Consider the following 19,419-nt stretch of genomic DNA (forward strand, 5'->3'; position numbering starts at 1 on the left):
CCCCGCTTGTAGGACGCGGGTGGCGGGCGCCATGTCACAGCGGGACGTGTGCCACGTCCCGGCCGCGCGGGCGAGGTGTCAGGCGGGTCCGGCGACGGTCCCCTCGGGAAGCGCGGACGCCGCCGCCTCGTCGAGCAGCCAGCGGGTCAGCTCGGTGCCGCGGGCGCCGCCGACGGGCAGCTCGGTCTCCGGGGTCCCGGTGAGCGCGCCCGCCACGGCGGGGGCCTTGCCCGCTCCGGCCGCGACCACCCACACCTCTCGGGAGCGGCGGGCGGCGGCCAGGGTCAGCGAGATCCGGGTCGGCGGCGGCTTCGGGCAGTCGAACACCGCGACCACGGTCGCCGCCTGCTCGTGCACGGCGGGGGAGTCGGGGAACACCGACAGGGTGTGCCCCTCCTCGCCCATCCCGACCAGCGTGACGTCGAACTCGGGGATGCCGTCCCCGCCGTTCTCCGACGCCAGCAGCCGCGCGTAGTCGGCGGCCGCGGTCTCGGCGTGGGCGGGCTCGCCGCCGTCGTCCGGGGCGGCGCCCATCGGGTGCACCCGGGCCGGGTCGACGCCGACGTGGTCGAGCAGCGCCTCGCGGGCCTGCTTCTCGTTGCGCTCGGCGTCGCCGGCCGGGACGAACCGCTCGTCGCCCCAGTAGAGGTCCACACGGGACCAGTCGACGGCGTCCCGGGCCGGCGACGACGCGACGTCGCGCAGCAGCGCGATACCGACGCCGCCACCGGTCAGCACGATCCGCGGGACCCGCCCGGACGCCTGCACGTCGACGATCACGGTGATCAGCCGGGCCGCGGTCGCGCCGGCCAGCGAGGCCTGGTCGGGGTGGACGGCGATCTGGGTCTTCTCGGGGAGGGTCACCCTCACACCTTCACCGGTGTCCGGCCGCGGGTCACCAGGGACACGCCGTCCAGCGCCTCGTGGTAGACCTCGTCCGGGTCCAGCCGGCGCAGCTCCTCGGCCAGGCAGTCCGATACCTCACGGCGGGCCAGCGCGATCAGCCGCTCCGGCTGGCCGGGCTGGGTGAGCCGGGCGGTGCGGCCGTCCGGCCGGGCCAGCTCGACGTTGCCCGACGGCCGGACCAGCCGGACCAGCGACAGCCCGTTGTCGTTCTCCGACGGCGAGCGCTTCACCTTCACCCCGAGCGCGGCGGCCAGCCAGCCCGCGATCAGCTCGGTCGAGGGCGAGATCGCCTCCCCGGCGACGACGGCGGAGGTGACCTCCTCGTGCGGCGGCACGTCCAGCGCCGCGGCGAGCTGGGCCCGCCAGTGCGTGAGCCGGGTCCAGGTGAGGTCGGTGTCGCCGTCGGCGTAGTCCCTGCGGCGCTGCTCGAACGCCTTCGTCGGGTTCTTCGACGACAGCGCGTCGGTGATCCGGCGCTGGGCGAGCCGCCCGACGGCGTCCTCGGACGGCGTCGCCGGTGCCTCGGTGGGCCACCAGGCGACGACCGGGGCGTCGGGCAGCAGCAGCGGCATGACCATGCCGGCGCCGGCGTCCTCGGCGGCCAGCGCGCCGTAGCCGCGCAGCACGATGACCTCGCTGGCGCCGGCGTCGCCGCCGACCCGGATCTGCGCGTCGAGCCGGGGCGAGGCCCGGCGCTGGCCGCGGGCGAGCACGATCACCCGGCACGGGTGCTCACGGCTCGCGGAGTTGGCCGCGTCGATGGCGCGCTCGAGGTCCGGGCCGTCGTCGGTCACCACGACCAGGGTCAGCACCCGGCCGAGCGCGAACACCCCGCCGGACTCACGGAGCTCGACGAGCTTGCGGTTGACCGCCGAGGTGTTGCTCGACGGCAGATCGATGATCACTTCTTCGGCTCCTCAGTGTGCGAGCTCATGGCCTGCGCCAGTGCCGGCCGGTGCGCTCGAGCATCTCCTCGGACGACTCCGGCCCCCAGCTGCCGGCCGGGTACCCGTCCGGGCCGCCCGGGAGCGCGGCCCAGTGGTCGAGCACCGGGTCGAGGATCTCCCAGGAGAGGTCGACCTCCTCGTTGACCGGGAACAGCGACGGCTCGCCGAGCAGGACGTCGAGGATCAGCCGCTCGTAGGCCTCCGGGGAGGACTCGGTGAAGGCGTTGCCGTACCCGAAGTCCATCGTGACGTCGCGGACCTCCATCTGGTTGCCGGGCACCTTGGAGCCGAACCGCATCGTCACCCCCTCGTCCGGCTGCACCCGGATGACCAGGGCGTTCTGCCCGAGCTCCTCGGTCATCGTGGCGTCGAAGGGCAGGTGCGGGGCGCGCTTGAACACCACCGCGATCTCGGTGACCCGCCGGCCGAGACGCTTGCCGGTGCGCAGGTAGAACGGGACGCCCGCCCAGCGCCGGTTCTCGACCTCGCAGGTGATCGCGGCGAAGGTCTCGGTGGTGGACTCGGGGTTGAACCCCTCCTCCTGCTTGAGGCCCAGGACCTGCTCGCCGCCCTGCCAGCCGCCTTCGTACTGGCCGCGCGCGGTGGTCTCGTCGAGCGGCTGCGCCAGCTTGACCGCCTTGAGCACCTTGACCTTCTCGGCGCGCAGCTCGTCCGAGGAGAACGACGTCGGCTCCTCCATCGCGGTGAAGGCGAGCAGCTGCAGCAGGTGGTTCTGGATGACGTCGCGGGCGGCGCCGATGCCGTCGTAGTAGCCAGCGCGCCCGCCCAGGCCGATGTCCTCGGCCATCGTGATCTGTACGTGGTCGACGTAGTTCGCGTTCCAGATCGGCTCGAAGAGCTGGTTGGCGAACCGCAGCGCGAGGACGTTCTGGACGGTCTCCTTGCCGAGGTAGTGGTCGATGCGGAACACCGAGTCCTCGGGGAAGACCTCGTTGACGATCGCGTTCAGCTCCTGGGCCGAGGACAGGTCGTGACCGAACGGCTTCTCGATCACCACCCGGCGCCAGACGTCCGGGTCCTCCTGCGCGGACAGCCCCGAGCGGGCGAGCTGCTTGCAGACGACCGGGAACGCGCTCGGCGGGATCGACAGGTAGAACGCGTGGTTGCCGCCGGTGCCGCGCTGCTCGTCCAGCTCGTGGACGGTGCGCTCGAGCTCGTCGAACGCCGCGTCGTCGTCGAAGGCCCCCTGGACGAACCGCAGGCCCTCGGCGAGCCGGTCCCAGACCTCCTGACGGAACGGGGTCCGTGCGTGCTCCCGCACCGCGGCGTAGACGACCTGTCCGAAGTCCTCGGTCGTCCAGTCGCGGCGGGCGAAGCCGGTGAGCGCGAAGCCCGGCGGGAGCAGGCCGCGGTTGGCCAGGTCGTAGATCGCCGGCATCAGCTTCTTGCGGGACAGGTCGCCGGTCACCCCGAAGATCACCAGGCCACACGGCCCGGCGATCCGTGGGAGGCGCTTGTCCCGGGGGTCACGCAGCGGGTTGGTCCGGCCGCCGTTCGCGGTGGGCATCGCTGGAGCCTCTCCGATCGATGTCGTCATGGCACGGCTCGTGGTCAGTCCTGGACGGCGCGGGCCAGTGTCACCAGACCGGTCAGCCGATCGGTCAGGTGCAGCCGGAGCACCGGGCGGCCCCGGCGCCGCTGGTCGGCGACGACCGCAAGTGCCTGTGCCGCGTGCAGGCTATCCAGTCCGGCCGGTTCCGGCGCGGTGCCCGCGCCGGACGGATCGTGTGTCGTTCCGGTGGCCGGGTCGATGGTGGGGTCGGGCCCGCCGGGTCCGTCGCCGAACAGGTCCGGCCCGCCGGGGGTGCCGTCGCCGAACGGGTCGAGCCCGCCCCCGGTGAGATGGCAGTGCGCCGCACGGTCCGGGGCGCCGGTGTCACCGCTGCGGCAGCCCGGGGCCCAGCCGAAGGCGACCGGCAGCCCCAGGCGCCGGGTCAACGGTCCACGCAGGACGGCGACCGACGCGTCCGACTCCGGATCGAGCCAGGCGGAGACCGCGAGGTGGCCACCGTCGTCGCGGACCGCCCCGGCGAGCGCGTCGATCGCCCCGGCCACGGTGTCCACATCGGAGGGAAGCCAGTCGCCCGCGTGCACGGCGACCCCTCCGTCGACGAACGACGGCTCGTCGTACGGCGACGGCGACGGCGGTCCCGCGGGTCGGTCCGGGCCCCCTGTGCCCGCCGGGTTCGTCACGGGCGTCGGCGGGGCCGGAGCGAAGACGTCGGTGCCCAGCACCCGCGCGGCGAGCGCGGTGGCGGCCTGCCACAGCACGATCGTCGCCCCGGGGCCGGCGTCGGTGCGGATGGCGCCGCGACCCGGCTCCGGGGGCGCGCCGATGCCGTCGGCGTGCACCTCGACGACGTCCGGCGGGGCGGTGCCGGGGTCGTCGTCGCCCAGCGGGGCGGCCGATGCCCCGGTATCGCCCGGTGATCGCGGTTCGGGTTCCGGCTGGTGCCGATCCTGGCGCGGTTCGGGACCGGGACGGTGATCATGGCCGGAGCCGGGCGGCGGGGGTGCGGCGACCCCCGGCACGTGCTCGTCCGGGGCGGCGGGGACCGCGACGAGCCCGGCGGCGGTCAGCAGTGGCGCGAGCCAGGCCGTCACGGCGGGGGAGCGGTCCTCGTCCCGCAACGCCAGCACCGACCCCCGGGCGGCGGCCAGCGCCCCGGCCAGCGCGAGCGCCGGGTTGTCCTCGTCGTCGGCGGCGACGGTCGTCTCGGCCGCCACCGCGTCCGCCAGCAGCCCGCCGACGTCGGCACCGGCCAGCCCGGCCGGGACCAGCCCCAGCGGGCCGAGCGCGCCGAACCGGCCGGGGACGTCGGCGTCCAGGGTGACGACGACCGTCCCGTCCGGGTCCGGGGTGTCCAGTGGGGATCCGGGCTCGGTGAGGTGCACGGTGCGGGCGGCGAGAGTGTCCGGACCGACCTCGTCGGCGAGCGCGGAACCGACCACGTGCCGGACGGCGCCGACCACCGGGTCGCGCCCGGTCGGGTCGGCGACGACCAGCACCGTCTCGTCGAGCTCGCCGGACAGCGCCTCGGCGACCTGCACCGGGTCGGCGGAGTCGAGCGCGGTCAGCCGCGTCGTCCCGCCCGGCCCGTCCGACGACGCGGCCACCAGCCGTGCGGCGGCGACCGCGTCCGGGGTGCCGACGAGCAGCACCCGGTGCGCGCCGGACACGGCGAACCGCTCGCGCAGGGCCGCGATCTGGCCGGTGAGCGGCCGGGACGCCCGGGCGAGCCCGGTCCAGCCGGTCCGCCCGGCGGCCGCGGGACCCCACACGCTCGGGTCGCCGTCGGTCAGCCGGGAGGCGACGATCTCGCCCGACAGCTCGGCCGCGATCCGGGCTGCGGCTCCCGCGAACGGCTCACCGGACAGCAGCACGCGGACCGGGGCGGGCGAGGAACCGGCCTCGTCCCGCCCCGGACCACCGGCGGCGGCGGAGCCGAGATCGGCCCCGTCGCCACCCCTGCCGATGTCCGACACCCGCTACTTCGCGCCGTCGAGCTGGGAGCGGACGGTGTCCTGCAGCTCGGTCCAGGACTTCTCGAACTTCTCGACGCCCTCGTTCTCCAGAACCAGGTAGACGTCGTCGAGGTCGATCCCGACACCCTCCAGGTCGGTGAACACCTGCTGGGCCGCGCCGGCGGTGTCGGTGACCTTGTCGCCGGAGACCTCGCCGTGGTCGGCGAACGCGTCCAGGGTCTTCTCCGGCATCGTGTTGACGGTGTTGTCCACCACCAGCTCGGTGACGTAGAGGGTGTCCGGGTAGTCCGGGTTCTTCACCCCGGTCGAGGCCCACAGCGGGCGCTGCGCGTTCGCGCCCTTCGCCGCCAGCGCGTCCCAGCGCGCACCGGAGAACGCGGCCCGGTACGCCGCGTAGGCCAGCCGCGAGTTCGCGACGGCGGCCTTGCCGCGCAACGCGAGCGCCTCGTCGCCGATCTTCTCCAGCCGGGCGTCGATCTCGGAGTCCACACGGGACACGAAGAAGGAGCCGACGGAGTGGATCCGGGCGAGGTCCTGGCCGTTCGCCAGAGCCTGCTCCAGGCCGGTCAGGTAGGCGTCCATCACGGCCTTGTAGCGCTCCACCGAGAAGATCAGCGTGACGTTCACGCTGATGCCCTCCGCGGTGGCCCGGGTGATCGCGGGCAGGCCGGCCTCGGTGGCCGGGATCTTGACCAGGAGGTTGGGCCGGTCGACCGACTTCCAGATGTCCTGCGCCTGGGCGATCGTCTTCTCGGTCTCGTGCGCCAGCCGCGGGTCGACCTCCAGGGACACCCGGCCGTCGACCCCGCCGGTGCGCTCCCAGGTGCCGGAGAAGACGTCGCAGGCCTGCTGGACGTCGGCCACGGTGATCTCCCGGATCGCCGAGTCGACGTCGGCGTCGCGGGCGGCGAGCTCGCGTACCTGCTCGTCGTAGGCGGCGCCGTCGGCCAGCGCGGAGGCGAAGATCGTCGGGTTGGTGGTGACCCCGACGACGCTGCGCTGCTCGATCAGCTCGACCAGGTTCCCGCTGTTCAGGCGCTCGCGGGACAGGTCGTCGAGCCAGATGGACACCCCGGCCGCCGACAGCGCGGCCAGTCGCTCGTTGCTCATGTGCTCTTCTCCTCTAGCGATCGGGCGTCGTGGCGTTCAGGAGCTCTTGCCTGCCGCGGCGACGCTGTCCCGTGCGGCCGCGGCGACGGCGTCGGCGGTGAAGCCGAACTTCTCGAACAGGGTGGCCGCGTCGGCGCTGGCGCCGAAGTGCTCGATGGACACCGAGCGGCCGGCGTCGCCGACGAACCGGTGCCACGGCATCGCGATGCCGGCCTCGACCGAGACCCGGGCCTTCACCGCGGACGGCAGGACCGACTCGCGGTACGCCTCGTCCTGGGCGTCGAACCACTCGACACACGGCATGGACACCACACGGGTACCGACGCCCTCGGCCTCCAGGATCTTCCGCGCCGCCACCGCGAGGTGCAGCTCGGACCCGGTGGCGATGAGCACGACCTCCGGGACGCCGGACGAGGCGTCGGCCAGCACGTAGCCGCCACGGGCGACGCCCTCGGCGGAGGTACCGGGCAGCGTCGGCACGTTCTGCCGGGTCAGCGCCAGACCGACCGGGCCGCCGTCCGGCCGCTCCAGGGCGGTCTTCCAGGCGTGGACGGTCTCGTTGGCGTCGCCGGGCCGGACCACGGACAGGCCCGGGATGGCACGCAGCGCCGCCATGTGCTCGATCGGCTGGTGGGTCGGGCCGTCCTCGCCGAGGCCGATCGAGTCGTGCGTCCAGACGTAGACCGGGTTGGCCTTCATCAGCGCGGCCAGCCGCACGGCCGGGCGCATGTAGTCGGAGAAGACCAGGAACGTCCCGCCGTAGGCGCGGGTCGGGCCGTGCAGCGCGATGCCGTTGAGGACCGCGCCCATCGCGTGCTCACGGACGCCGAAGTGCAGCGTGCGGCCGTACGGGGTGGCGTTCCACATCCCGGTCGCGGAGTCCTTCGGCCCGAAGGAGTCGACGCCCTTCATGGTCGTGTTGTTCGACTCGGCCAGGTCGGCCGAGCCGCCCCAGAGCTCCGGCAGCACGTCGGCGACGGCGGCGAGCACCGCGCCCGACGCCTTGCGGGTCGCCATGCCCTTCTCGTCGACGTCGAACGCGGGGAGGCTGTCCGCCCAGCCCTCGGGGAGCTGCTTGGCGAGCAGCCGGTCCAGGAGCTGCTTGCGCTGCGGCTCGCGCTGCGCCCACTCGTCGAAGGTGCCCTGCCAGGCGTCGTGCGCCGCGCGGGAGCGCTCGCCGACGGCCCGGGTGTGCTTGAGCACGTCGTCGTCGACCTCGAAGTCCTGGTCCGGGTCGAAGCCCAGCGCCTCCTTGACCGCGCGGACCTCGTCGTCGCCCAGGGCCGAGCCGTGCGCGGCGCCGGTGTTCATCTTGTTCGGCGAGGGGAAGCCGATGACGGTCTTGAGCACGATCATCGACGGGCGCGCGGTCTCGGCCTTCGCGGCCTCCAGCGCGGCCAGGATGCCGGTGACGTTCTCGCCGCCGTCGACGACCTGGACGTGCCAGCCGTAGGCCTCGTAGCGCTTGGCGGTGTCCTCGTTGAGGGCGATGTTGGTGTCGTCCTCGATCGAGATCTCGTTGGCGTCGTAGATCACCGTGAGGTTGCCCAGCTCCTGGCGACCGGCCAGCGACGACGCCTCGGAGGTGACGCCCTCCTCGATGTCGCCGTCCGAGGCGATCGCGTAGATCTGGTGGTCGAACGGGCTGGCGCCCTCGGGGGCGTCCGGGTCGAACAGGCCGCGCTCGCGGCGGGACGCGATCGCCATCCCGACCGCCGACGACAGGCCCTGGCCCAGCGGACCGGTGGTCATCTCGACGCCGCGGGTGTGGCCGTACTCCGGGTGGCCCGGGGTGAGCGAGCCCCAGGTGCGCAGCGACTCGAGGTCGGAGCGCTCCAGGCCGTAGCCGGCGAGGTAGAGCTGGATGTAGAGGGTGAGCGACGAGTGCCCGGCGGAGAGGACGAACCGGTCGCGGCCCATCCAGTCCGGGTCGGCGGGGTCGTGCGTCATGACCCGCTGGAACAGCGTGTAGGCCAGCGGGGCGAGGCTCATCGCGGTACCCGGGTGCCCGCTGCCGCACTTCTGCACCGCGTCCGCGGCGAGCACCCGGACGGTGTCGACGGCCTTGCGGTCCAGGTCGGTCCAGTCGTCGGGCACGTGCGCGCGGGTGAGCGCGGCGACGGCGGCCTCGCCGGCGTGCGGGGACGTGACGGTCTCGGACAAGGCGGTGGCTCCTGTACTCGCATCGCGTGTGACGGGCAGCGCCGGTGATCGGCGCCCGGCAGGCCGGGCACCGGTGGCACACGACACTGCCGGGGCACGCCGGACCGCTGCGCCGCGGCCCGGATCACCCGGCGCGCGCCACCCTACTGCGTATGGGGCGGTGCCTGCGGGTTTGCCGGATTCCTCGGCGGTGACGCCGGAGGGAGGCACCGACGGGACGAGCAGCGGTGCCGGACGGCCCCCCGCCGTGTACCCCGCCGCCCTGGCACACATGCCACCGGTTAGCATCGACGCGCTGTAGAACTCGGGCCCTCCGGCCACCCCGGGCGCCCGGTTCCCCAGCTTCGTGCCGGTCCTTCGACACCGCATCGGCGCGGAGAAGCACGAACTCCGAGCCGAGCGAGGTACGAACAGGTGAGCGCACCCGCGTCCAGGCGGAGCGAGGCCGTCGACGTCGCGCAGCCGGAGACGGTTGTGGCGCCCCCGGCGGCCGCGCAGCAGGCCCCGGTCTCCCCGGAGCCCGCCGCGGTTCCGGCACCTGCGCTCCCGGCACCCGCCGGACGCCTCGCCCGGATGCGGGCGACCGTGCAGGCCTATCTCGGCCTGACCAAGACGCGGATCATCGAGCAGCTCCTGGTCGTCACCGTGCCGGCGATGTTCCTCGCCCAGCGCGGGATCCCGTCGGTGTGGCTGATGATCGCGACGCTGCTCGGCGGCGCGATGGCCGCGGCCGCGGCGCACGCGCTCAACTGCGTCGTCGACGCCGACATCGACCAGAAGATGACCCGCACCGCCCGGCGTCCGCTGGCCCGTGGTCAGGTCCCGACCCGGAACGCGCTGATCTTCGGTCTGGTGCTGGCCGCGCTCAGCTCGGCCTGGCTGGCGTGGACGACGAACTGGCTGGCCGCGGCGCTCTCGCTGGCCGCCATCGCGTTCTACGTGCTGGTCTACACACTGGTGCTGAAGCGGCGGACGTCGCAGAACATCGTCTGGGGCGGTGCCGCCGGCTGCATGCCGGTGGTGATCGGCTGGGCGGCGGTGACCGGCGAGGTCGGCTGGCCCGCGCTGGTGATGTTCGGCGTGATCTTCTTCTGGACGCCGCCGCACTTCTGGGCGCTGGCGATGCGCTACCGCGAGGACTACGCCGCGGCCGGGGTGCCGATGCTGCCGGTCGTCGCGCCGGCGCCGGCGGTCTCGGTGCGGATCGTGGTCTACAGCTGGGTGATGGTGGCCTGGAGCCTGCTCCTGCTGCCCGCGACGTCCTGGGTCTACCTCGCCGTCGCGTTGCTCGGCGGTGCCTACTTCATCTACAAGGCGCACCGGCTGCACGCCGACGTCAAGGCCGGCGGCGAGGTCTCGCCGATGCCGCTGTTCCACCTGTCGAACCTGTACCTGTGCGTGCTGTTCGCCGCGATCGCCGTCGACGCCGCCCTGGGCCTCCCGCTCCTCTTCTGAGCCCGCCCCGCTTCCGGCCTCCGGCCGTCCCACTCGTGACGCTTCAGTTCGGTAATGCCGAACTGAAGCGTCATGAGTGAGGACACGGACGGGGGTCAGCGCAGCAGGTCGGGGGTCTCCCACTTCCCGCCCAGGACGTGCACGGCCAGGAAGGCGTGCACCGTCTCGTACCAGAGGACCGCGTGCCGGGGCGCGAGGATCCAGTGGTTCTCGTCCGGGAAGTACAGGAACCGGTGCGGGTTCGCCTCCGGGTCGGCCTGCCGGGACACCAGGTCCCACCAGAGCCGCAGGCCCTCGCCGATCGGGACCCGGTAGTCCTTGTCCCCGTGGATCACCAGCATCGGCGTGACGATCGCGTCGGCGTGCCGGTGCGGGCTGTTCGCCTCGGCCATCTCCGGGGTCATCTCGGTCAGCCAGTACTCGGCGTGGTCGGTGGTCGGGCCGAACTGGTCCAGTGCCCACAGGCTGGCGTGGGTCACGATCGCGGCGAACCGGTCGGTGTGCCCGGCGACCCAGTTCGCCATGTAGCCCCCGAACGAGCCGCCCATCGCGGCCACCCGGCGCTCGTCGATCTCCGGACGGGCGACGGCGGCGTCGGTCACCGCCATCAGGTCGGTGTAGGGCGCGCCACCCCACTGCCCCCAGCCGCGCTGGATGAACCCCTGCCCGTACCCGGTCGACAGCGCGGGATCCGGCAGCAGCACCGCATAGCCGCGGGCCGCCATCAGCCACGGGTTCCACCGCCAGGCCCAGGCGTTCCAGCTGGCCAGCGGCCCGCCGTGGATCCACAGCAGCAGCGGGGCGGGTGCGTCCGGGCCGGCGCCGGAGGGCAGGACGAGCCAGCCGCGCAGCCGGGTCCCGTCCGACGCGGCGGCCTCCACCTCGGTCAGCGTGCCGGGCAGCTGCGGCGCCGTCGCCGGGCCGGGCAACGCCTCGGGGGTGGAGTCCGGGGCGGTCGCGCTGACCCGGACGGGGGCGGGTGCGGCGTCGACGGCGTTGCGCAGCGCGTAGACCCACCGCCCGTCCGGCGACGGGCACGGGTCGGTGTAGCAGCCGCGGTCGCCGGTCAGGCGCGTGACGGAGTCGGCACCGGGCCCGGCCCCGAGGTCGATCCGGAACAGCGGCCCGCGGCCGTCCTCGTCGGCGGTGACGATCAACGCGGACGAGTCGGCGGTCCAGCGGACCGCCGAGGGCCAGCGGTCCCAGCCCGGGGCGACGGGCCGCGGCTCCCCGCCCTCGAGCGGTACGACGACCAGGTCGACCCGCGGTGCGGTGTCCGGTGTGGACACCGACTCCCGGCGCGCGACGACGGTCCGCCCGTCCGGGCTGATCCGCGGCCCGGAGTACTCGTGACCGGGATCGAGGAGCAGGTCACGCCGGGTTCCGGTGGCGGTGTCGATCGCGACGATCCCGGGCCGCCAGGAGCCGTGGCCGTAGGCGCGGGACCAGCCGGTGACCACGCACCCGCCGTCGGGGGAGACGTCGTAGGAGGCCTCGTCCAGCGCCCGCCCGGGCTCCGGGGTCAGGTCGGTCCAGGACGCCGGCTCCGCACCGGGGGCGGCGAGGAGCAGCCGGTTCTCGGCCGGACCGAGGTCGTGGTCCCAGTGCCGCACCGGGTAGCCGGCGTGCAGGATCGCCGAGATCTTCGCGTCCGATCGGGCGGTGCGGCGGCGCTCGTCGTCCTCGCCGGTGACGGAACCGGGCAGCGTCGGTGCGGACGCCACCACCGTCCCGGACCCACGGGCGACCGCGACGTCGCTGATCCCGCCCGCGCGGGTGCCCAGCGGCCGGGCCTCCCCACCGCCGGCTGGGAGCAACCACAGCGCGGCCGGGCCGTCCGCGTCGGTGGCGGAGTCCGGGTCGGGCCGCGCCGAGCGGAAGAGGAGATCGCCCTCCGGGGTGAACACCGGACCGGATTCGCCGGCCCCGCCGCGGGTCAGCCGGCGCGCCGGTTCGGAGCCCGACGGGTCGATCTGCCACAGCGCGCTGCGGTATCGGGTCCCGTCGGGCTCCAGCTCGGCGACGCCGGTCACCAGGCGTCCGCCGTCCGGGGACAGCGCGAGTCCGGACAGCCGGGGGAGCGCGACGTAGGCGTCGAGGTCGTGGAACGGGGTCGGATCGATCGGATCGTCGGTCGGCACCCCGGGTTCATAGCACTCCGCGCCCGCCCGGTCCCACGGGCTGCTGCACGAGCGGACCGTTCGTGCGGACATGTGCCACGAAGGGTCCGCTCGTGCAGGGGTGGCAGGAGGCGCGGCGCGGCGGGGCGGGGCGGGGCGGGGCTCGGCGCGGTCAGGACGGCAGGAGCAGCAGCTTCCCGGTGGTGCGCCGGCCCTGCAGGTCCTCGTGCGCGGTGCGTGCCGACTCCAGCGGGTAGGTGTGCCCGATCCGGACGTCGAGACGTCCGGCGGCGACCTCGCCGTACACCGCGGCGGCCCGGTCGCGCAGCGCCCCGGTCGTGGCGACGTGGTCGAACAGCTTGGGCCGGGTCAGGAACGCCGACCCGGCCGCGTTGAGCCGCTGCGGGTCGAACGGCGGCACCGGACCGGACGCCGCGCCGTAGAGCACCAGCATGCCGCGCGGGCGCAGCGAGGCGAGGCTGGCGTCGAAGGTGGTCTTCCCGACGCTGTCGAAGGCCGCGTGCACGCCCGCGCCGCCGGTGAGCTCGCGGACCGCCGCGGCGACGTCGTCGACGTCCGAGTAGTCGATCACGTCGGTGGCGCCGGCCGCGCGGGCCAGCTCGGCCTTCTCGGGTGTCGACGTCGTCGCGATGACGCGCGCGCCCTTCGCCGTCGCCAGCTGGGTGAGCAGCAGCCCCACCCCGCCCGCGGCCGCGTGCAGCAGGATCGTCTCCCCGCCGGCCGGCGGGAACGTGTCGTTGATGAGGAAGTGCGCGGTCATGCCCTGCAGCAGGGCACCGACGGCGACGTCGTCGGCGACGCCCTCGGGCACCGGCACCGCCTTGGCCCACGGCACGGCGACGCGCTCGGCGTAGCTGCCCAGCGTCTCGGCCCAGGCGATCCGGTCGCCGACCGCGACGCCGTCCACGCCCTCGCCGAGCGCCGTCACCCGGCCGGTTCCCTCCAGGCCGGGCACGTAGGGCGTCTCCATCGGGTAGATGCCCTCGCGCTGGTAGGTGTCGATGTAGTTGACCCCCGCCGCGGCGACCTCGACCAGCACCTCGCCCGGGCCCGCCACCGGCTCGTCGACGTCGACGACGTCGAGCACGTCCGGCCCGCCCGGCTGCCTCACCTGTACTGCACGCATGGGCGCGATCATGCCCGAGACGCTCAGGCGTCGCGCCGCAGCATCCGCGCGACGAGCACCGCCCCGCCGGCGACCAGGTACCCGGCAGCGACCAGGGTGCTGCGCCACAGCGCGTCGAGCGGGATCGGGTCGCGCAGGACGTCCGCGGCGGCGTCCCAGCCGGTCGTGATCAGCCACGGGTGGATCGGCTCCAGCGCCGGGATCGCCGCGAGCACCCCGAACAGGATCAGCCCGCCGAGCACCGAGGACAGCACCACCAGGGGGTGCTCGGTGAACGCCGAGACGGCCAGCGCGACCGCGCCGACGGCGGCGAGCTGGACCAGCGTCCAGCCCGCGACGAGCAGCAGCCGGCCGGCCGCGTCGGACAGCGGCAGCACCGAGCCGGACATGGTCAGCAGCGCGCCGCCGCCGCCCGGCACCGCCGGTGGCCCGATCAGCAGCCAGCCCGCGATCACCCCGGACAGGGTCACGACGGCGACCGCGAGCGCGGCGACGACCAGCACCCCGAACGCCTTCATCGCGACCAGCCGCAGCCGCCCGACCGGCGCCAGCAGCAGCCCGCGCAGGGTGCCGTGCTGCGACTCGCCGGCGATCGCGTCCGCGGACGCGACGGCCACCGCCAGCGGCAGCAGCAGGGTGAGCAGGATCGACAGCGCCGCCACCGGCAGGGTCAGGCCGTTGCCGGCGACCTCGGACAGCAGGCTGCGCCGGGGCCGGTCGGACAGCACGATCCCGATCGCCATCAGCATCGGCACCGCGGCCAGCAGGGCCAGCATCACCAGCGTGCGGGGCCGGCGCAGCACCCAGCGCAGCTCGGCACCGAGCAGCCGGGTCCAGGACACCGACCGCGGGGGAGCGGGGGCGGTCACGGGCCCTCCTCGGTGATCCGGGTGAACAGCTCCTCCAGGTCCGGACGGCGGCGGCGCAGCCCGTGCACCGGTACCCCGGCGCGGACCAGCGCGGCGAACAGCACGGGGGCCTCCGGCCCGTCCTCGACCAGCACCCCGGAGCCGTCCGGGCGGGCCGTTGCGCCCTCCGCGCGCAGCGTCCGCAGTGCGCCGTCGGGGTCGGTGGTCTCGATCTCCCAGCCCCCGGCGACGGCGTCCAGCAGCCGGCCCAGCTCGCCGGAGGCCACCAGCGACCCGGCCTTGAGCACCGCCACGTGCGAGCAGACCGCCTCCACCTCGGACAGCAGGTGCGAGGAGAGGATCACTGATGCGCCGGAGGCCCGCAGGTCGGAGACGACCGCGCGGATCTCCCGGGTGCCGGCCGGGTCGAGCCCGTTGGTGGGCTCGTCGAGCACGACGAGCCGGCGCGGCACCAGCAGCGCCGCGGCCAGCCCGAGCCGCTGCTTCATGCCCAGCGAGTAGCCGCGGAAGCGGCGGCCGGCCGCGGGGGCGAGCCCGACCCGCTCCAGGGCGTCGGACACGGCGGGCCGGATCTGCGACGACGACAGCCGCGGCTCGGTGGCCGCGACCCGGCGCAGGTTCTCCCGCCCGGACAGGAACGGGTGGAACCCGGGACCCTCGACCAGCGCGCCGACGTCGGGCAGCGTCGCAGTGAGCCCGTCGGGTACGGGACGGCCGAGCAGCTCAACGGTCCCGGACGTCGGCCGGGTCAGGCCGAGCAGCATCCGGATGAGGGTGGTCTTGCCCGAGCCGTTCGGGCCGAGCATCCCGAACACCGACCCGGCCGGGACGTCGAGGTCGACGCCGTCCACCGCGACGGTGGAGCCGAAGACCTTGCGCAGGTCCCGGACGCGGGCGGCGGGCCGGGCGGGTTCCTCCAGGGCGGTGTCGGAGCGTGCGGCGGTCGTGCGGGTTCCGGTTCCGGTCACCGGCCGAGTGCCTCCCCGAGCACGTCCGGCGCGACCGCGCCGGCGGCGACGCGGCCGTCGTCGGTCAGGATCGCGGAGCCGGCGTTCGTGGTGATCTGCCGCCCGCTGCCCCAGGCCCCGGACGCCGGGGTGCCGAGCGCGGCGAGGCCCTGCCGCTGCTGCGGGTCTGCGGGGATCTCGCCGACGACGACGGCGTCCCAGCCCTCGCCGACGACGGAGGGCCGCTCACCCGCGTGCCCGGGCTTCGCGCCCGTCCCCGGCGACTTCTCCTGGACCGTCGATCCCGGCGGCGGGGTGAAGGTGAACAGCGACGGGTCCTGCGGCCCGAACGTGACGTCGGTGAAGCCGGCCTGCAGCACCGGGGCGGCGCCGGTGCCGAGCACGGTCAGCTGCAGCGGGGTGCGGGTCTCGGCGTCGACCGCGACCCGGATCTCGCGCAGCACCGTGCGCTCGCCGGGCTGCGGGGCGAGGACCAGGGTGTAGGTCGCGCGGCCCGCGACCTCGGCGGTCTCGTCGACGGCGACCGTGCTCGTGGCGCGGAGCTTCTGCACGATCTCGCCCGACAGCCGGGCCGGGTCCGGCGCGGCACCGTCGCGATCCGTGCCGCGGCCCGGGATCCGGGTGGCGGTGCGGTCGGCCGAGTCGTAGGCCCAGGTCTGCTCGCCGTCGCGCACGTAGGTGCGCTCGCCGTCGGGCCGGGGCAGCGCGAGCCGGGTGCGGCCCTGCCCGTCGGACCAGACGCGCGCGGTGGAGGTGCCGTCGGCGAGCGCCTCGCCGGGGGCCCCGGGGATCGCGGGCAGACCGAGCCCGTTGTCGACGGCGACGGCGCCGGCCAGCGCGACCGGCTCCGCCTCGATCACCGAGGCGACGAGGTCCTCGGGGGTGACCGGGGGAGGTTGCGGTGCGGCCGAGGCGCGGGTGGCGACCATCCCGGCCGTGAGCGCGACGACCAGCGCGGCGACGACCGCGACGGCGATGCCACCACGGCGCAGCCGGGCGGGGGATCGGGAGCGCATGGGTCCAGGGTGCCGTATGTGCGGGTGCACGTGCAGGGTCGCGCGTGGCCGTTGTGACGAGGAGCGCCGGGACGCGGCCGGTGGGCGCCGGGCGGGTGCCCACCGGAACCGGTGCCCGGCACCGCGATGCGGTCGTTCCCGCCGCCGGCGAGGGCGCCGGGCCGTCAGCTCCGGTCGGCGGTGGCGAGCGGACGCTCGGCGGCGGCGCCGTCCACCGACGCCGGGGCCGGCGCGGGCGGGAGCGGGGCGGGCCGCGTCGTCGTCCCCGCCCAGACCCAGGACGCGGCGGCGGTGACGAGCCCGGCGCCCAGCACGTGCAGCGACACCAGGAGCTCCGGCACGCCGAGGGCGTACTGCACGGCGCCCAGCACCCCCTGGGCCAGCACGACGGCGACGAGCACCCAGTACCGCCGCCACAGCGTGGCGGGCCCGGCGGTCGCGCGGATCAGGAAGCCCACGCCCACCAGGGCGCCGAGGTAGAGGTAGAGCAGCCCGGAGTGCAGGTGCGCGAGCCCGGGGATGTCGGCGTCGAGCCGCGGGGTGTCCGGGTCCCCGGCGTGCGGGCCGGCCGCGGTGAGCAGCGTCCCGGCCACCAGCAGCGCGGCGAGCACGGCGGTCGAGAACAGCACCAGCCCGCGTCCGGCGGACGGGATCGTGAACCCGGGCGGGTCGTCGGACTCGCCGGCCGCGGCGACCAGCAGGACGGCGAACCACACCAGCACCATCGAGGCCAGGAAGTGCAGCATCACCGTCCACCAGGCCAGGCCCAGCAGCACGGTGATCCCGCCGATGACGGCCTGCGCGACGACCCCGAGCGGCATCGCCAGCGCCAGCGCGGTGAGCCGGCGTCGCCGGGGGCGGGTGAACAGCGCACCGAGCAGGCAGATCCCCGCGGCCAGCACCACGACGACGCCGAGCAGCCGGTTGCCGAACTCGATCCACATGTGCAGCGGCGCGATCTCGGCGTGCGCGACGGGAACCATGCTGCCCGGCTCGCACTGCGGCCACGTCGAGCAGCCCAGCCCGGAACCGGTCACCCGGACGACCGAGCCGGTCACGCCGATCCCGATCTGCGCGATCAGGTTCGCGATCGCCAGCCGGCGCATCAGCACCAGCGGGGTGGACGGCACGCGGTTGAGGAGACCCGACACACTACGAATGGTAGAAGGACGGTCCGGTCACCGGTGCACCAGCCTGCGCAGCACCGCGTCGGCGGGTCCCGGACGGCCGTGCGCCTCCAGCCGGGTGGCGAGCAGCAGCGAGAACAGCCACACGGCCGTCGCGGTGAGCAGTGCCCCCGCGTTCCCGACGTGCTCGCCCACCCCGCCGAGCTCCGGATGCAGCACGACCGCGACGAGCACCGAGTTGAGCAGGTAGAACGTCAGCGACCGTCGGCCCATCGCGGCGACGGCCCGCGACACCGTCCCGGGTGAGCCCTGCAGCCGCAGGCCCAGCAGCGCGAACGCCGCGGCGTACCCGGCACCGCCGGCGACCCCGGTCAGCACCTGCACTGCCAGCAGCAGCCCACCCGCGACGAGGCCCGGAGCGAGCACCCCGGTCACCGTCAGCGCCACGGGGAGCCCGCCCAGCACGGAGACCGCGACCCCGCCGACGGCGATCCGGACCAGCGTGCCGCGGTGCGCGCCGGGACCGTCGAGCAGGCCCGCCCGGGCGGCCAGGTAGCCGAGCACGACCAGCAGGAACAGCGGGTAGACGAGCCCGATGTAGAGCGGGGTGACCGGGGCGCCCACGATCCGGACGGCCCAGTCGGCCAGGGTGCCGTAGCCGGCCACCATCTCCGGGGTCGCGCCGTCGGCGTGCAGCGACCAGAGACCGATCATCCCGGCCGGGACGGCCACGGCGTACAGCGCGGCGAACCACCCGGCGGCCCGGCGCAGCGTCCGGTCCGGGCGGAACAGCATCCACCCGGTCAGCAGCGCCGCAAGGCCGTAGGCGGCGAGGATCTCCCCGGGGAACACCAGGATCGCGTGCACCAGGCCGAACAGCACCAGGAACAGCCCGCGCCGCCGCACCAGCCGGCGGCTCTCCCGCTCGTCGACGCCCCCGGCCCGGGCGCGGGCGACCGACCAGGCCAGCCCGTACCCGAAGAGGATCGCGAACATCGGGAACGCCCGGTTGTCCAGGAACAGCGTGGTGAGCACGGCCGCGATCCGGTCCACCGGCGACGCCCCGGTGACCAGCGTGCCGAACGGGGCGCCGACGTAGACGCCGGCGTAGGCCATCGCGATCAGCAGCAGCATCATCCCGCGGGCCAGGTCCGGCGCGATCCTGCGCTCGGTGCCGGGCCGGGGTGCCCGGGTGGTCTCGTGCGACATCGATCGGTGCCCTTCTCGGTGGTGTCGCCGGATCGGATCCGACGAGCTACCACCGAGCGTGGCGGCCGAGGAGACCGGGCGTATCCCCCGGAAGTCACGAATCGGGTAACCGATCGGTGGATGCCCGGGGGCGGTTCAGCGCCAGCGCACCGTCCGGGCCGCGAGCAGCCCGGCCGCGACCGCCCACCCGAGCAGCACCAGCAGCGACCCGACCGGCGGGAAGGACCCGTCGGAGAGCGAGGCCCGCAGCGCCTCGGCCAGCGCCCCGGACGGCAGCCACCCGGCCACCGCCGCGAGCGGGCCCGGCAGGTCGGCGACCGGGACCAGGATCCCGCCGGCGATCAGCAGCACGAACCACACGACGTTCGCGACGGCCAGCACGATCTCCGCGCGCAGCGTCCCGCCGAGCAGGATGCCCAGCGCCCCGAACGCGGCCGCGCCGAGGACCACCGCCAGCAGCGCGCCGTCCAGCCGGGTGTCCGCCGGGGTCCAGCCCAGGACCAGGGCGAGCAGCGCGAGCAGCACCACCTGCACGACGACGACCACCGCGACCGCGACCAGCCGGCCGGCGACGAGCAGCCAGCGCGGGATCGCCGTCGCGGCCAACCGGCGCAGGGCGCCGTAGCGGCGGTCGAACCCGAGCGCGATCGCCTGGCTCGTGAACGCCGAGCTCATGATCGCCAGCGCGAGCATCGCCGGGAACACCGTGTCGATCCGGGGCCCCGGCACCGGCAGCACCGGCACCAGAGTCAGCCCGATCAGCAGGGCGGCCGGGATGAGCAGCGTGAGCAGCACCTGCTCGACGTTGCGCAGCGCGAGCCGTGCCTCCAGCCCGGCCTGCGCGCGCAGCATGTTCAGCGGGGCACCGGCACCCG

15 protein-coding genes are annotated in these 19,419 nt (G+C 74.9%); 1 reads left to right on the plus strand and 14 read right to left on the minus strand.

What is annotated here, in order from left to right; all coding sequences use genetic code 11:
* Positions 1 to 78 precede the first annotated feature (78 nt).
* Genes pgl through tkt form a run of 6 tightly spaced genes read right to left on the minus strand, consistent with a single transcriptional unit; the run spans position 79 to position 8,633 of the window.
* Positions 79 to 870 (minus strand): 6-phosphogluconolactonase, encoded by a 792-nt coding sequence (pgl, locus tag WIS52_RS23865; RefSeq protein WP_379611938.1) that lies wholly within the window; start codon positions 868 to 870, stop codon positions 79 to 81.
* Complete coding sequence (gene opcA / locus WIS52_RS23870) at positions 867 to 1,811, minus strand: glucose-6-phosphate dehydrogenase assembly protein OpcA (RefSeq protein ID WP_349300595.1); 945 nt, start codon at positions 1,809 to 1,811, stop codon at positions 867 to 869. Before opcA ends, pgl begins: the two co-directional genes overlap by 4 nt.
* A gap of 25 nt (positions 1,812 to 1,836) precedes the next feature.
* The gene (gene zwf / locus WIS52_RS23875; RefSeq protein WP_349300596.1) at positions 1,837 to 3,381 is read right to left on the minus strand and encodes a glucose-6-phosphate dehydrogenase; all 1,545 of its coding nucleotides are present in this window, start codon (positions 3,379 to 3,381) and stop codon (positions 1,837 to 1,839) included.
* Between the two features lie 44 nt (positions 3,382 to 3,425).
* Positions 3,426 to 5,360 carry a hypothetical protein gene (locus WIS52_RS23880; RefSeq protein ID WP_349300597.1) on the minus strand — a complete coding sequence of 645 codons (1,935 nt, stop codon included), beginning with the start codon at positions 5,358 to 5,360 and terminating at the stop codon, positions 3,426 to 3,428.
* A 3-nt stretch (positions 5,361 to 5,363) separates the two neighbouring features.
* Positions 5,364 to 6,470: a transaldolase gene (gene tal, locus WIS52_RS23885; RefSeq protein WP_349300598.1), complete on the minus strand. Its 1,107-nt coding sequence runs from the start codon at positions 6,468 to 6,470 to the stop codon at positions 5,364 to 5,366.
* Positions 6,471 to 6,506: 36 nt separating this feature from the next.
* Positions 6,507 to 8,633 carry a transketolase gene (gene tkt / locus WIS52_RS23890; RefSeq protein ID WP_349300599.1) on the minus strand — a complete coding sequence of 709 codons (2,127 nt, stop codon included), beginning with the start codon at positions 8,631 to 8,633 and terminating at the stop codon, positions 6,507 to 6,509.
* Between the two features lie 573 nt (positions 8,634 to 9,206).
* Here tkt and WIS52_RS23895 point away from each other — a divergent pair.
* On the plus strand, positions 9,207 to 10,088 hold the full coding sequence (locus tag WIS52_RS23895; protein ID WP_349300847.1) for a heme o synthase: 882 nt from the start codon (positions 9,207 to 9,209) through the stop codon (positions 10,086 to 10,088).
* Positions 10,089 to 10,183: 95 nt separating this feature from the next.
* Here WIS52_RS23895 and WIS52_RS23900 read toward each other — a convergent pair whose 3' ends face one another.
* The 8 genes from WIS52_RS23900 to WIS52_RS23935 all read right to left on the minus strand — a co-directional run bounded on the left by WIS52_RS23900 (position 10,184) and on the right by WIS52_RS23935 (position 19,396).
* Complete coding sequence (locus tag WIS52_RS23900; protein WP_349300600.1) at positions 10,184 to 12,229, minus strand: S9 family peptidase; 2,046 nt, start codon at positions 12,227 to 12,229, stop codon at positions 10,184 to 10,186.
* 151 nt (positions 12,230 to 12,380) lie between these two features.
* On the minus strand, positions 12,381 to 13,355 hold the full coding sequence (locus tag WIS52_RS23905; RefSeq protein WP_349300601.1) for a quinone oxidoreductase family protein: 975 nt from the start codon (positions 13,353 to 13,355) through the stop codon (positions 12,381 to 12,383).
* Positions 13,356 to 13,378: 23 nt separating this feature from the next.
* Positions 13,379 to 14,224: an ABC transporter permease subunit gene (locus WIS52_RS23910; protein ID WP_349300602.1), complete on the minus strand. Its 846-nt coding sequence runs from the start codon at positions 14,222 to 14,224 to the stop codon at positions 13,379 to 13,381.
* Positions 14,221 to 15,192, minus strand: a complete 972-nt coding sequence (locus WIS52_RS23915) for an ABC transporter ATP-binding protein (protein WP_379611945.1) — start codon at positions 15,190 to 15,192, stop codon at positions 14,221 to 14,223. Before WIS52_RS23915 ends, WIS52_RS23910 begins: the two co-directional genes overlap by 4 nt.
* A complete protein-coding gene (locus tag WIS52_RS23920; RefSeq protein ID WP_349300603.1) occupies positions 15,189 to 16,208 on the minus strand; it encodes a LolA family protein in 1,020 nt (339 codons plus the stop codon). The genes WIS52_RS23915 and WIS52_RS23920 overlap by 4 nt, the downstream gene beginning before the upstream one ends.
* A gap of 164 nt (positions 16,209 to 16,372) precedes the next feature.
* On the minus strand, positions 16,373 to 17,359 hold the full coding sequence (locus tag WIS52_RS23925) for a COX15/CtaA family protein (protein WP_349300604.1): 987 nt from the start codon (positions 17,357 to 17,359) through the stop codon (positions 16,373 to 16,375).
* Between the two features lie 27 nt (positions 17,360 to 17,386).
* Entirely contained in the window at positions 17,387 to 18,544 is a 1,158-nt protein-coding gene (locus tag WIS52_RS23930) for a DUF418 domain-containing protein (RefSeq protein WP_349300605.1), read from the minus strand.
* Positions 18,545 to 18,679: 135 nt separating this feature from the next.
* Entirely contained in the window at positions 18,680 to 19,396 is a 717-nt protein-coding gene (locus tag WIS52_RS23935; RefSeq protein ID WP_349300849.1) for an ABC transporter permease, read from the minus strand.
* Positions 19,397 to 19,419 lie beyond the last annotated feature (23 nt).

Source organism: Pseudonocardia nematodicida (assembly GCF_040105385.1).
Classification (GTDB): Bacteria; Actinomycetota; Actinomycetes; order Mycobacteriales; family Pseudonocardiaceae; genus Pseudonocardia; species Pseudonocardia nematodicida.

Excerpts from the sequence above, each read along its gene's own strand:
- zwf (WP_349300596.1), bottom strand. The coding sequence starts at position 3,381 with ATGCCCACCGCGAACGGCGGCCGGACCAACCCGCTGCGTGACCCCCGG.
- tal (WP_349300598.1), bottom strand. The coding sequence starts at position 6,470 with ATGAGCAACGAGCGACTGGCCGCGCTGTCGGCGGCCGGGGTGTCCATC.
- WIS52_RS23895 (WP_349300847.1), top strand. The coding sequence starts at position 9,207 with ATGCGGGCGACCGTGCAGGCCTATCTCGGCCTGACCAAGACGCGGATC.
- WIS52_RS23905 (WP_349300601.1), bottom strand. The coding sequence starts at position 13,355 with ATGCGTGCAGTACAGGTGAGGCAGCCGGGCGGGCCGGACGTGCTCGAC.
- WIS52_RS23920 (WP_349300603.1), bottom strand. The coding sequence starts at position 16,208 with ATGCGCTCCCGATCCCCCGCCCGGCTGCGCCGTGGTGGCATCGCCGTC.
- WIS52_RS23930 (WP_349300605.1), bottom strand. The coding sequence starts at position 18,544 with ATGTCGCACGAGACCACCCGGGCACCCCGGCCCGGCACCGAGCGCAGG.
- WIS52_RS23935 (WP_349300849.1), bottom strand. The coding sequence starts at position 19,396 with ATGCTGCGCGCGCAGGCCGGGCTGGAGGCACGGCTCGCGCTGCGCAAC.